11 protein-coding genes and 1 tRNA gene are annotated in these 13375 nt (G+C 66.1%); 5 read left to right on the top strand and 7 right to left on the bottom strand.

Annotated features, from left to right (window positions below):
• The first annotated feature begins 138 nt into the window (after positions 1 to 138).
• Positions 139 to 1167: a patatin-like phospholipase family protein gene (locus tag KHY18_RS10225; protein ID WP_213298909.1), complete on the top strand. Its 1029-nt coding sequence runs from the start codon at positions 139 to 141 to the stop codon at positions 1165 to 1167.
• A gap of 52 nt (positions 1168 to 1219) precedes the next feature.
• Here the strand turns inward: KHY18_RS10225 and KHY18_RS10220 are convergent.
• A tRNA-Arg gene (locus KHY18_RS10220) sits at positions 1220 to 1296 on the bottom strand.
• A gap of 139 nt (positions 1297 to 1435) precedes the next feature.
• Positions 1436 to 2377 (bottom strand): LysR family transcriptional regulator, encoded by a 942-nt coding sequence (locus KHY18_RS10215; RefSeq protein ID WP_213298906.1) that lies wholly within the window; start codon positions 2375 to 2377, stop codon positions 1436 to 1438.
• Between the two features lie 114 nt (positions 2378 to 2491).
• Between KHY18_RS10215 and KHY18_RS10210 the strand changes: the two genes are divergently transcribed.
• Positions 2492 to 3499 (top strand): bile acid:sodium symporter family protein, encoded by a 1008-nt coding sequence (locus KHY18_RS10210; RefSeq protein ID WP_213298903.1) that lies wholly within the window; start codon positions 2492 to 2494, stop codon positions 3497 to 3499.
• Between the two features lies 1 nt (position 3500).
• Here KHY18_RS10210 and KHY18_RS10205 read toward each other — a convergent pair whose 3' ends face one another.
• From KHY18_RS10205 to KHY18_RS10195, 3 genes are all read right to left on the bottom strand, one after another.
• Positions 3501 to 4448 carry an isoaspartyl peptidase/L-asparaginase family protein gene (locus tag KHY18_RS10205; RefSeq protein ID WP_213298900.1) on the bottom strand — a complete coding sequence of 316 codons (948 nt, stop codon included), beginning with the start codon at positions 4446 to 4448 and terminating at the stop codon, positions 3501 to 3503.
• 155 nt (positions 4449 to 4603) lie between these two features.
• Positions 4604 to 5269, bottom strand: a complete 666-nt coding sequence (locus tag KHY18_RS10200; RefSeq protein WP_213298897.1) for a methionine ABC transporter permease — start codon at positions 5267 to 5269, stop codon at positions 4604 to 4606.
• Positions 5270 to 5272: 3 nt separating this feature from the next.
• Positions 5273 to 6316 carry a methionine ABC transporter ATP-binding protein gene (locus KHY18_RS10195; protein ID WP_213298894.1) on the bottom strand — a complete coding sequence of 348 codons (1044 nt, stop codon included), beginning with the start codon at positions 6314 to 6316 and terminating at the stop codon, positions 5273 to 5275.
• A 283-nt stretch (positions 6317 to 6599) separates the two neighbouring features.
• Between KHY18_RS10195 and KHY18_RS10190 the strand changes: the two genes are divergently transcribed.
• The 3 genes from KHY18_RS10190 (at position 6600) to KHY18_RS10180 (ending at position 10944) form a co-directional block, all read left to right on the top strand.
• A complete protein-coding gene (locus tag KHY18_RS10190) occupies positions 6600 to 7523 on the top strand; it encodes a Dyp-type peroxidase (RefSeq protein WP_213298891.1) in 924 nt (307 codons plus the stop codon).
• Between the two features lie 291 nt (positions 7524 to 7814).
• Entirely contained in the window at positions 7815 to 10142 is a 2328-nt protein-coding gene (locus KHY18_RS10185) for an MBL fold metallo-hydrolase (protein ID WP_213298888.1), read from the top strand.
• An 85-nt stretch (positions 10143 to 10227) separates the two neighbouring features.
• Positions 10228 to 10944 (top strand): tetratricopeptide repeat protein, encoded by a 717-nt coding sequence (locus KHY18_RS10180; RefSeq protein ID WP_213298885.1) that lies wholly within the window; start codon positions 10228 to 10230, stop codon positions 10942 to 10944.
• Between the two features lie 38 nt (positions 10945 to 10982).
• Here KHY18_RS10180 and gudD read toward each other — a convergent pair whose 3' ends face one another.
• Positions 10983 to 12317: a glucarate dehydratase gene (gudD, locus tag KHY18_RS10175; protein WP_213298882.1), complete on the bottom strand. Its 1335-nt coding sequence runs from the start codon at positions 12315 to 12317 to the stop codon at positions 10983 to 10985.
• A 73-nt stretch (positions 12318 to 12390) separates the two neighbouring features.
• Complete coding sequence (locus KHY18_RS10170; protein ID WP_213298879.1) at positions 12391 to 13371, bottom strand: Bug family tripartite tricarboxylate transporter substrate binding protein; 981 nt, start codon at positions 13369 to 13371, stop codon at positions 12391 to 12393.
• Positions 13372 to 13375: the final 4 nt, after the last annotated feature.

Genomic DNA, 13375 nt, shown 5'->3' with positions numbered 1-13375 from the left:
GCGCGGCCCGCTCGGGCCTGCTTGCACAAAGGGCCTGCGCTTTCGAGCGCAGGCCCTTTCTCCATGGATTGCCGCATGCAGTGATTGATTTCGGCGCCTGGATATACTGCCCGCTTGACCACAGCCAGCAAAGTCCGAATGCGTTTGAAAGCTTTTTTGCGCCCCTTGGTGTATCTCGGTGTCGCCGGTCTGGCCGCTTGCGGCAGCGCGCCCAGGACCGTGGACACGCCCAGCACCGGGGCCACGACGGCGGGAGCCGCGCCTTTGAAGGTCGGTCTGGCGCTGGGCGGTGGAGCGGCCAAGGGCTTTGCCCATATCGGCGTCATCAAGATGCTCGAAGCCAATGGCCTCACTCCCGCGGTCGTTGCCGGCACCAGTGCGGGCAGCGTGGTCGGCGCGCTGTATGCGAGCGGAATGGACGCGTTCGCGCTGCAGGAAAAGGCCGTGGGCCTGGATGAAACCAGCATTCGCGACCTGCAGTTTTCCTCGGGCGGACTGGTCAAGGGCCAGAAACTCGAAGACTATGTGAACGAGCAGGTGCAGCGCCGCCCGCTGGAGAAGCTGGCCAAGCCTTTCGTCGCCGTCGCCACGCGGCTCGAAGACGGCGAACGCACGGTGTTCGCGCGTGGCAATACCGGCCAGGCGGTGCGTGCCTCGAGCAGCGTTCCGGGCGTGTTCCAGCCGGTATCGATAGGCAAGAACCACTATGTCGATGGCGGCATCGTGAGCCCCGTGCCCGTCGATGCGGCGCGCCAGCTGGGTGCCGATCTGGTGATTGCCGTGGACATTTCCAACAAGCCGCGCGGCCAGTCGCCGGCCGACATGCTGGGCACGCTGGGTCAGTCGATCGCCATCATGGGCCAGAAGCTGGGCCAGGCCGAGCTGGCGCGTGCCGACATCATCATCCGCCCCAAGGTGCTGGATATAGGCCCGGCCGACTTCACGCAGCGCGCCAGCGCCATTCTCGAAGGCGAGAAAGCCGCGCTCGCGGTCATGCCGCAGATCCGCGCGCGCATCGCGCAGCTGCAAGCGGAGCGCGCCCAGGCCTTGCAACTCGCCCAGCAGAAAGCCGCGCAGGACAAGCAGCAGGCCTGCCTCGAAAGCCGCAGCCGCCTGCAGAAGATCACCGGCATGGTGGGCCTGAACGATCCTTGCGCCACCCCGTAGGGCGCGCGCTGTTCACCGTGCGCGGTGGATGGCAATGAGGAAAAAGGGAGGGTGGTGCAGCGTACTGGAATCGAACCAGTGACCCACAGCTTAGAAGGCTGTTGCTCTATCCAACTGAGCTAACGCCACCACGTACGGCATGCGCGCAATGGCATGCCGGCTTGATTCGCGCAGACTGTGGCACAGCGGCGCGTATCAGTGGGCCATATCATACCTGCGCCACCCGACAGCCGCGTGAAAATGGTGGGCGGCATGCGCTGTTTTACGCCTATCCGCGGGCTTTTGCGCGGACTTTGCGCGCCGGCCGCTCGCTCCAGCGTGCATGCGCCACGTCGCGCACCAGATCCCAGACCAGCTGCACCACGGGCGCGAGCCGGCGATGGCGCCGGTGCACCAGCATGATTTGCCGCTCGACGGCGGGCAGCAACAGACGATGGACCAGGCCGGCGTTTTCCACGCCCTGCTCGGCCACCGCGAGCCGCGGCACGACCGTGACGCCCAGGCCGGCCTGCACCATGGCGAAAATGGTGGTGGTATGGCCGACCTCCTGCACCACCTGGCATTCGGGGGCGTGCTGCTCGAGCACGCGGTCGATGAGCCGGCGGCTGCCCGAGGCATGGTCGAGCAGCACCAGCGGATGGCCCGCGAGGTCGCGCCAATGGACTTCGGGCAGCTGCGCCAGCGCATGGTCCACCGGGCAGACCAGGCAGAACGGCTCGGAGAGAATCGCTTCGCAGTGAAGATCTTCGGGCTCGGTGGGGTCGATCACCACGCCGAAATCGACTTCGCCCGCGCGCACGCTGTCGAGCGCGCCCTGCTGGATGCGGTCCAGCAGTTGCAGCTGCAGGCCCGGGTGCTGCTGCGCGCAGCGCGCAATGCATTCGGGCATCAGATGGGCCGACAGCGTGGGGCTGCTAGCGACGCGCACACGACCATGGCGCTGCGTCGCCAGGCCGCGCACTTCGAGCAGCGCGGCATCGAGCTCATCGAGCACGCGCGTGGCCCGGCCCTGCAGCAGGCGGCCCGCGTCGCTGAGTTCGACGTCGCGCGTGCTGCGGTGCAACAGCTGCACCCCGAGTTGCTGCTCCAGATCGGTGATGCTGCGGCTCACCGCGGGCTGCGTGAGGCCCACGGCCTCGCCCGCGCGGCTGAAATTCTGCTGCTGGGCCACGGCCAGGAACACGCGCAATTGCCGCAGGGTGATATTCATGAGTAAAAATTATAAAACAATCAAATAAATGCATTTCACTTTTGAATGCAGATGCCTTCCAATCGGCGCGACGAACGTGCGCGAGCCGTTTCTTGCAACCTCTGAAAGCACGGCATGGCCCGACCCCGATTCCTTCCCGACAACTTCACCCTGATGCTCATCGCCACGGTGCTGCTCGCCAGCTTCCTGCCGGCCTATGGCAGCGTCGCACGCGGTCTGGAGTGGGCGGCGATGGGCGTGATTTTCATGCTGTTCTTCCTGCACGGCGCCAAGCTGTCGCGCCAGGCCATCTGGGCCGGCATCAGCCACTGGCGGCTGCATCTGCTGGTCACGGCAATTACGTTCGTGGTGTTTCCGCTGCTGGGCTGGGGCCTGCGCCCGGTGCTCGAGCCGCTGCTGACGCCTGATCTCTATCTGGGCGTGCTGTTCCTCTGCACGCTGCCGGCCACCGTGCAGTCGGCCGTGACGCTCACGGCCGTGGCGCGCGGCAACATGCCTGCGGCGATCTGCAGCGCTTCAGGCTCCACGCTGATGGGCATCGTGCTGACGCCGCTGCTCGTGGGCCTGCTGCTGTCGCAGACCGCCAACAGCAGCGACCCGCTGGAATCGATGGGCCGCATCGCGCTGCAGCTGCTGCTGCCGTTCGCGCTGGGCCATGGCCTGCGCCCCTGGGTCTCGCCGTTCCTGCAACGCCATGCGGCGCGCATCAAGGGGCTGGACCAGACTTCCATCTTGCTGGTCGTGTACTCGGCGTTCAGCGCGTCGGTGGTCGCCGGCCTCTGGACGCGGATTCCGCCGCTCGCGCTGGGCGTGCTGGTGCTGGTCTGCGGCTTGCTGCTGGCGCTGTCCATGGGCATCAGCGTGTGGCTCGCGCGGCGCCTGGGCTTCTCGACGGAAGACGAAGCCGCCATCATCTTCTGCGGCTCGCAAAAAAGCCTGGTCAGCGGCGTTCCCATGGCCAAGGTGTTGTTCGCGCCCAGCGTCATGGGCGGCATGGTGTTGCCGCTGATGATTTTCCACCCCATGCAGCTGATGGTCGCGGCCTGGGTCGCGGGCCGCTATGCACGCCGCCCGGTCAGCACCGAAGCGCCCAGCGCGGTCGCCGCGCCGGCCAAGGCCTGAATCACGGATTGGGCATTTCGTCCTGAAAGATCGCGGTGCACGGCGCTTGGCCCTGGCGCTGAACGCCGCGGTACATGCCGGCCGTGTTGAACGGCATGCTCACTTCGCCCTGGGCATCGAGCGCTATCAGGCCGCCACGCCCGCCTATGCGCAGCAGTTCACCGAACACCACGTCGGGCGCGGCCTCCTGCAGCGTCTGACCCCGGTAGGCCATGCGCGCATGCACATCGTGCGCGGCCGCGCTGCGGATGAAATGCTCGCCGGTTCCCGTGGCGACCACGGCGCAGCTCAGGTCGTTGGCATAGATCCCAGCGCCTATCACCGCCGAATCGCCCACGCGGCCCGCGCGCTTGGCCGTGAGGCCACCCGTCGATACCGCCGCCGCGAGATGGCCGGCGCAGTCCAGCGCCACCGCGCCCACCGTGCCGAAATGCGCGTCGTGCGGCGGCGGCGCCTGCCCTCCTGCGGGTTTGCGCTGTTTCTGCGCACGGCGCAGTTCGGCCAAGCGTTCGTCGGTATGGAAATAGGCTTCGGGCTCCATTGCCAGGCCCATCTGCTGCGCAAAGCACTGCGCGCCTTCACCGACCATCAGCACATGGCCTGAGCTTTCGAGCACGCTGCGCGCCAGCACCACCGGGTTGCGCACGCCGCGCACGCAAGCCACGGCGCCCGCGGCCAGGCGCTGGCCCTCCATCACCGCCGCATCCATTTCATGGCGCGCCTCGGCCGTGTAGACCGAACCCCTGCCGGCATTGAACAGCGGGCAGTCTTCGAGCGACACCACGGCGGCCTCGACCGCGTCCAGCGCCGCACCGCCGCACTCCAGCACCGCCGCGCCCGCGGCCAGCGCGGCCTTGAGCGCCAGGTGATACGGCGCCTCGATCGCGGGATTCGGCGACATGGTGCCGGCGCCGCCGTGCACGGCGATCACGAAAGGAACATCTGCCATCGAGCCTCCTGAGCCGTCCAGCCTGCATGCTGCGCCCGCGCGGCGGCGGCCTGCGTAGGCGGGCGCGGGGCCCGCATGCCAGCGCGCAACGGCTTTGGCACAGGCGTAAAAAAGGGAAGCACCGGGCTTCCCTTTTTAGATGGCGTGCGCAGACTTCAGCGATGGCTCAGACGGCGCACCACCCAGTCGCCCAGGCTCTGGATGGCCTGCACGAAGAAGATCAGCACGATCACCACGGCCAGCATCACGTCCGGCAGGAAGCGCTGGTAGCCGTAACGGATGCCCAGATCGCCCAGGCCGCCGCCGCCGATCGCGCCGGCCATGGCCGAGTAACCGGTCAGGCTCACGAAGCTGATGGTCAGGCCGGCGACGATGCCCGGCAGGGCTTCGGGCAGCAGCACTTTCCAGACGATCTGGCTGGTGGTCGCGCCCATGGCCTGGGCAGCTTCGACCAGGCCGTTGTCGACTTCGCGCAAGGCGGTCTCGACCAGGCGTGCGATGAACGGCGCCGCGGCCAGCGTGAGCGGCACCACGGCCGCGCCCGTGCCTATGGACGAGCCCGTGATCAGCCGCGTGAACGGAATGATCGCGACCAGCAGGATGATGAACGGCGTCGAGCGCACGGCATTCACGATCCAGCCCACGGTCTTGTTCAGCGGGCCGTTTTCGAGCACGCCGCCGTCGTCGGTCAGGCGCAGGAACACGCCCAGCGGAATGCCCAGCAGGCCGCCGACCAGACCGGAGATACCGACCATCACCAGGGTTTCCCACAGCGAGATGGCAAACAGCTCCAGCATCATTTCAGAGAAATTTTCAAACATCGCTCAACCCTCGATATGCACGGTTTCGACCTGGACGCCCACGGCGCGCAGATGCTCGATCGCGGCCAGGATCTGCGCGGCCTCGCCGCTGGCGAACACGGCCAGGGAGCCGAAAGTCTGCTCCTGGATTTCATCGATCTGGCCGTGCAGGATGCTCAGGTCCAGACCGAAGTCGCGGATCATCTGCGACAGGATGGGCTCATAGGCGCTTTCGCCCGCATACGACAGGCGCAGCAGTTGGCCCGTGCCGCCGTTGAGCCTGGCCGCGAGCGTGCGCACGCGTGCCAGCACGCTCAGCGGCAGTTCCTGGGGCAGGATCTCGTCGATCAGGCTCTTGGTGATGGGCTGCTGCGGGCGCGTGAACACGTCGATGACCGGGCCCATCTCGGCGATGCGGCCGGCTTCGATCACGGCCACGCGGTCGGCGATCTGCTTGATCACCTGCATCTGGTGGGTGATCAGCACCACCGTGAGGCCCAGCTCGCGGTTGACCTTGCGCAGCAGGTCGAGAATGGAGCGCGTGGTCTCGGGGTCCAGCGCCGAAGTGGCTTCGTCGCTGAGCAACACCTTGGGATTGCTGGCGAGCGCGCGCGCAATGCCCACGCGCTGCTTCTGGCCGCCCGAAATCTGCGAGGGGTAGCGGTCGCGCAGTTCGGTCAGGCCCACGAGTTCGAGCAGCGGCTCGACGCGCGCGCGAATCTCGTCCTTGGACATGCCCACAAGTTCCAGCGGCAGCGCGGCGTTGTCGAACACGGTGCGCGACGACAGCAGGTTGAAGTGCTGGAACACCATGCCGATGTCGCGGCGCGCGGCGCGCAACTCGGCGTCATTGAGCTTGGTCAGGTCGCGGCCGTTGACGATCACTTCGCCCTGCGTGGGACGGTTGAGCAGGTTGATGCAGCGCACCAGCGAGCTCTTGCCCGCGCCGCTGCGGCCGATGATGCCGAACACTTCGCCCGCCTGGATGTGCAGGTCGATGCCGCGCAAGGCCTCGACCGGGCCAGTCGCGCCCTTGTATATCTGGGAAAGCCCCCGAATGTCGATCATGGAATGTGCTTTGGCGCAGTGCGGACCCGCGGTCTGCCTGCGCACGTTAAATGGAAAGGAAACGCGCCCGCATCTGTGGCGGGCGAGCGATCAAAAAAATACAACCGAGCCCGGCATCTCGCGCCAAGTCGGTGTTAACCCTAAACTATGCCTCAAATTGCAACAGGCTACAGCGCCGCCGTGCATTCCCCTCGCTTGGCCGGTTCGCGGGCTGGCGCAGCGCCTGCGTATTGTCTTCGTTTTGCCGGCCACAATAGCGCGTAGAACTCTTTCAGATCCCCACATGACCACTTTTCAAGCCGGCATTCTGCGGCCCGTCCCGGCGATAGCACGCTATGTCTTCTTTTCCATCACTCCCGCGGCGCTGAACGAACCCGCATTGCTGCGCGAAAGCCTGCAACGCCTGGCCCCGCTGGTCGATGGCGAACGCGTGGTCGCCGCCATGGGCCAGGAACTGGTGCAGGCGCTGGGCATCGTAGTGCCCGGCCTGCGCGCGTTTCCCGAGCTCAGCGGCCCGGGCGTGAAGGCGCCCGCGACGCCCGTGGCGCTGTGCCTGTGGCTGCGCGGCCAGGACCTGGGCGAGCTGCTGGCGCTCACGCGCCGGCTCCAAAAGGCGCTCGCGCCAGCGATCAAGGCCTTGCGTGTGGTTGAAGCCTTTCGCCATGGCAAGGGCGTGTCGGGCCATGGTCTGGACCTGACGGGCTATGAGGACGGCACCGAGAATCCACAGGAAGCGGCTGCCGTCGCCGCGGCCTTCGCCAGCGATCAAGGCGCGGGCCTCGACGGCTCGAGCTATCTCGCGCTGCAGCAATGGCTGCACAACTTCGATGCCTTCGAAGCGATGTCGGAGATGGACCAGGACCACAGCGTGGGCCGCCGGCGCAGCGACAACGAGGAACTCGATGACGCGCCCGAGTCATCCCACGTCAAGCGCACGGCCCAGGAAAGCTTCACGCCCGAAGCCTTCGTGCTGCGCCGCTCCATGCCCTGGGCGCTGCATACGCCCAGCGGCGACAAGGCTGGCCTGATGTTCGCCGCGTTCGGCAGCTCGTTCTATGCCTTCGAAGTCCAGATGCGCCGCATGCTGGGCCAGGAAGACGGCATCGTCGACGCGATGTTCCGCTTCTCGCAACCGGTCACGGGCGCCTACCTGTGGTGCCCGCCCGTGCGCGACGGCCAGCTCGATCTGCGCGCGCTGGGCCTGTGAAATAACTGCCGGCGCGAGCGCGCCGGCGCACATCCAGGGTAACTCCTGATTCACACGAAGTTGTTAACGTTAACAATTCGTTGACGGAAATTGTTAACGTGAACATCTCCGTTTCAGATCTTCCCAGGCGCAGCGCCCGGCGGATCGAAGTCGGCGCTACCACCGCCCATGCACCCACAGCGGCGCACCCGCGCCTCGAACTGCCCCCACGAAGGGCTGCGCGCACTCCGACGGAAGACACGCCAGCCTGCTGGCGCCGTCGGTGACAAGAAAACATACACAGGAGACACCATGACAACAGTATTCACAGACTGGCGCTCGCTGAGTCTGCTCATCTCATCGGCCGCACTGCTTGGCTGTGGCGGCAGCGATGGCGCCGCGACCACCCCGCCCCCCAGCGCCACGGCCGCGCGTTCGGCGGGCCTGGTCTACGCCGAACCCACGTTCTCGTCCGACGCCGCAGGCAATCAGACCGCCAGCGTCGCCATCCTGTCGCAAAGCGGGGTGCGCACGTTGACCACCGGCGCGTTGAGCGCGGCCGGCGTCACGGCCGCCAAGGCTGCGCTGCTGCCGGGCAATCTGGTCGACTGGATTGCCGACGGCAGCGACAAGGCCAGCGTGCCCGCGAACCCGGCGCAGACGTTCAACGTGATCCTGTCCAAGGGCAAGTCGTCGGCCGCGCAGTTCAATTTGCAGAAGTACGGCGCCGCGGTATCGCGCCACGACAACAGCCCCGGGCCGATGATCGCCGCGGGCTGGGTGTACAACAAGGGCACGGGCTCGATCACCATAGGCGACGGCAGCACGGTGACGGCGGACCAGGCAGGAAGAGCGTTCTCGCAGCCGATTCGCCGCTACCAGGAGACCTACTCGGTGGCGTCCAACGCCGTGGTGTTCAACGTGAACACCGACGATTACGCCAAGAGCACCGCGGCCGACTTCGCATCGATTCCGGTGACGGCCAACTACGACTACAGCACCACCGCGCGCCAGGCCGCCTATGTGCTGTTCGACAAGAACTACCAGAATGCCGAGTCGGCCAAGGTCGTCGCGATCTGGTACTTCACGCCGCAGTCGAAGACCGACGGCAAGCCGGTATGGGAAGTGCCCTCGCAAAGCCCCATGCTCGCGGACAAGGGCAATGACCCGGTTTCGGGCCAGCCCTACATGAGCATCAATGCGACCAGCCCGACGTCGGCGCCCTACTCGCGCAGCACCGAGCCGTTCGAGATGGTCAAGAACACCATGTATTACGTGGGCGACAACGAAGTCGCGTCCTATCTGCTCAAGGCGGACATGGGCACGCCCGACGATCCATCGGACGACAAGGTGATCAAGGTGGACGCAGGCTGGCCCAACAGCGGCTACCAGTACTGGAAGAACATGGAGATGATGGGCGTGGACCCGCGCTCCGTGACCGACATCTGGCTGACCCACGGACACAGCGATCACTACGGCACCGTCGTCGAGCAGCTGAAGATGATGGACAACGCGGGCAAGAAGATCGGCCTGTGGGCATCCAGGGAAGATGCGGTCGCGGTGACCTCGGACATGCAGGGCAACACCTGGAACATCGCCGGCGCCCTGCCGGCCTCGGAGACCGTGATCCGCGAACGCACCACCAACTTCTACGAGTACGACAAGTGGTATGACTACGGCAACGTGAAGATCATGGTCATCTGGTCGCCAGGCCACACGCCAGGCACGACCAACATGCTGTTTCGCGTGAAGAATCCCACGGACGGCAAGTTCTACACCTTCGGCTACCACGGCGGCTATGGCTTCAACGGCTTGAACACGCCCACAGCGAACAACGGCTGGCTGCGCCTGTCGTTCCAGCACGGCTTCAGCTATCTGCAGAACACCGTGGACGTGGACTTCGTCTCGCCGCAGCACAGCAACCAGTTCCCCATCGTCGAAGTGTTCCAGGCGCTCAAGGCCTATAACCGCGACCCGGCGAACGCCGCCAAGCAGTTGACCATGTTCGACGCGATGTCGTCCAAGGTGTTCGACTCGCCCAGCGTCAACGGCAGCAAGATCACGAGCGAGTTCTCGAACCAGCTCGAAAAGCGCCGTTCCGTGGCCTCGTACCGCGCCAGCGATGCAGCCAATGCGAGCTACAAGAGCATAGAGACTTCGGGGCCGTTCAAGCCCGGACGTGAAAACGGTCTGACCGCGGTGCGCGCCGTGGTGCTCGATGAAGGACGCATCATCCAGGGCTTTGTCGGGCCGCAGAACAAGAACCCGAACATTCCACTGCTGGCCAACGGCATCGTCACGGCGACCGACCAGTACACCAACGACCCCACGGGCTTCTACGTCCAGGTGTCGGTCGATGTGCAGGACGCAGGCTACAAGGGCTATATCCCCGAAGGCTACACGCAGTTCAGCCCGGGCATGAACGCGACGATCACCTACAAGGGTGGCCCCGTCGAGTCGGTGCATGCGGCCAAGGGCACGTTCCATCCGCCGGAAGTGCTGCGCACCCAGCGGCTGAACTCGCTGGCCGAAGCGCAGGCCGTGTTGCAGTCGATCGGCAAGGGCCGCACGGTGACGCTGTCGCTGACGCCGGCCAGCGAGATCGTCGTGCCGGCCAACGTCGCGCAGACCTTCCAGTAAGGCGCTGATGCACGCACGCGGCTGGCGCTTGCCGGCCGCGTGCGTACGCATTCCAGCCTCAGACCGACTCCCACTTGGTACTCCAATGATCTCCATTTGCCGATTCATTCGCCTGGGCCTCGCGGCAACGCTTTGCTGCGCGGCCATGCCCGCGTTGTCGGTGGCCCAGGACACCGCCGACAGCGACTATCAACAAAGCAAGCGCTTCAACGGCAGCGCGGGCGACACCATCGACATGGCGCGCAGTCGCCAGCATCTGCTGCGCGCGGCGCAGCGCGGCCATGGCCAGGCGCAAGTCGACCTGGGCTTCATCTATCTCAACGGCACGGGCACGCCCAAGGATATGGCACAGGCCTTCAAGTGGTTCGATGCCGCGGCCGCCAACCAGATGGTGCTCGCGCAATGCATGCTCGGCGACTTCTACCGGGGCGGCCTGGGCGGCGCGCCGCAGGACCATGCGGCCGCGGTGCGCTGGTACCGCAAGACGGCCGGCGCCAGCGCGCGCTGCGCATCGAAATCCCAATATGAACTTTATGTCAGCTACGCCGCCGGCCTGGGCGTGAAAAAAGACCTGGGCAAGGCCATCGAATGGCTGCAGCGCTCGGCCGACGCCGGCAACCCGCAGGCGCAAAGAGCGCTGGGCCTGGCCTACCGCAGCGGCCAGGGCGTGGCCGCGAATCCAGTGCTGGCCAAGCAATGGCTGCTCAAGTCGCGCGAAGGCGTCGCGCCCCACGAAGACCATGAACATGACGACCATGAAAAAGGCCCGGGAAAAACCGCGGGCCATGTTCACGTGCACTGAGCCCCGGCCGCGTCAGCGGCCCGGGCAGTGCCGCCGTCTCAGCGCACCATGCAGGGGCGCTTGTTGTCGAAGGTCCAGTTCGGCACCAGGAACTGCATGGCCATCGCGTCGTCGCGTGCGCCCAGGCCGTGCTGCAGGTACAGCTGGTGGGCGCGCTCGACGGCTTCCATGTCGAGTTCGATGCCCAGGCCGCCGCGCTGGGGCAGCTCGATGTAGCCGCCCTTGATCTGCAGCGGGTTCTTGGTCAGGTACTGGCCGTCCTGCCAGATCCAGTGGGTGTCGATCGCCGTCACGCGGCCTGGAGCGGCGGCGCCCACATGCGTGAACATCGCCAGCGACACGTCGAAGTGGTTGTTGGAATGCGAACCCCAGGTCAGGCCGAACGCCTGGCACAGCTGGGCCACGCGCACCGATCCGGCCATGGTCCAGAAATGCGGGTCGGCCAGCGGAATGTCCACCGACTGCAGCGAGATCGAATGCGCCATCTGGCGCCAGTCGGTCGCGACCATGTTGGTCGCCGTGGGCAGCCCCGTGGCGCGGCGGAATTCAGCCATGACTTCGCGGCCCGAGAAACCGCCTTCGGCGCCGCAGGGATCTTCGGCATAGGCGAGCACGCCGTGCAGATCGCGCGTCAGGCGGATCGCGTCCTTGAGCAGCCAGCCGCCGTTGGGGTCCAGCGTGACGCGCGCTTCGGGGAAGCGTTCATGCAGCGCACGGATGGCTTCGACTTCTTCCTCGCCGCGCAGCACGCCGCCCTTGAGCTTGAAGTCTTCGAAGCCATAGCGCTCGTGCGCGGCTTCGGCCAGGCGCACGATGGCTTCGGGCGTCATCGCCTTTTCATGGCGCAGGCGCTGCCAGTCGTTGGCGGCGCCGGGGTCGGTCTGGTAAGGCAGGTCGGTGAGCGTGCGGTCGCCGACGTAGAACAGGTAACCCAGCATCTGCACCGAAGTGCGCTGCACGCCTTCGCCCAGCAGCGCCGCGACGGGCACGCCCAGGTGCTGGCCCAGCAGATCGAGCAGCGCGGATTCCGCGGCCGTGACCGCGTGGATGGCGATGCGCAGGTCGAACGTCTGCAGGCCGCGACCGCCGCTGTCGCGGCCTTCGAACTCGGCGCGCATGGCATTGAGCACGGCGTTGTAGTTGCCCACGGGCTGGCCCACGATCAGCTTGCCCGCATCTTCCAGCGTCTGGCGAATCTTCTCGCCGCCCGGCACTTCGCCCACGCCCGTGTTGCCCGAGCTGTCGGTCAGCAGCAGCAGATTGCGCGTGAAGAACGGCGCATGCGCACCGCTCAGGTTGAGAAGCATGCTGTCATGTCCGGCGACCGGAATGACCCGCAATTGGGTGACGACAGGAGTGGAAGAGGAAGCCATAGTGAAACCAGGTGCAGAGAGAAAATGAAGGGGCCTGGGTGGGGGTCAGGCCCTGGGATGGTAGGTCAGAAACTCAATTGGCGGTAATGCCGCCGGTGTCGATCACCTGCTTCCAGCGCGCGAATTCCTTGGCCTGGAACTGGGTGAACTCCTCGGGGCTGTTGCCCACGACTTCGAGGCCGGCGTCGGTGAATTGCTTGGTCAGTGCCGGGTCCTTGAGGGCCTTGATGATGCCGGCATGCAGCTTGGCTTTGACATCGGCGGGCAGGCCCTTGGGCGCGGCAATGCCTTGCCATGCGTACACCTCGACGCCCTGAACGCCGGCTTCGCCCGTGGTCGGAACATCGGGCAGCACGGGCGAGCGCTTGTCGCCCGTCACGGCGATGGCCTTGAGCTTGCCGGACTTGATGTGCTGGATGACGGCATTCACGTTCTGGAACGACATGTCGACCTGGCCGCCCAGCAGATCGGTGATGGCGGGAGCGCCGCCCTTGTAGGGAACATGCAGGCCCTTGGTGCCGGTCTTCTGCCAGAACAGCTCGGCCGTCAGGTGGTCGGAAGAACCGGCGCCCGACGTTGCGAAACTCACCGCGCCGGGCTTGGCCTTGAGCAAGGCGATCACGTCCTGGATGTTGTTGACCTTGGGCGCCAGCGTGGGGTTCACGACCAGCACATTGGGCGTCTGCACGGCCACGGTGAGGTAGGTGAAGTCCTTGAGCGGATCGTAGGGCAGGTTCTTCATCAGGTGCGGGGCGACGACGAACGGCGCCAGCGAGGCCACGAGCAGCGTATAGCCATCGCCAGGCGCGCGCGCGACCTGGGTCGCACCTATGCTGCCGGTCGCGCCGGCCTTGTTGTCGACCACGAAGGTCTGCTTGAACTGCGTGCCCAGGTGGTTGCTGACCGCGCGCGCAATGGTGTCGGTCGCGCCGCCCGCGGGGAAGGGAACGATCACGTTCACGGTCTTGTCGGGCCAGGCGAATGCCGATGTCGCGGCGCCCATGCTGGCCAGGCCGATGCAAACGGCGGCGGCGGTGGTTTTCAGTGCTCTCATCTGT

Source organism: Acidovorax sp. CCYZU-2555 (assembly GCF_018413525.1).
Lineage (GTDB): Bacteria > Pseudomonadota > Gammaproteobacteria > Burkholderiales > Burkholderiaceae_C > Comamonas.
This window is presented reverse-complemented; position numbering and strand designations above follow the sequence as displayed.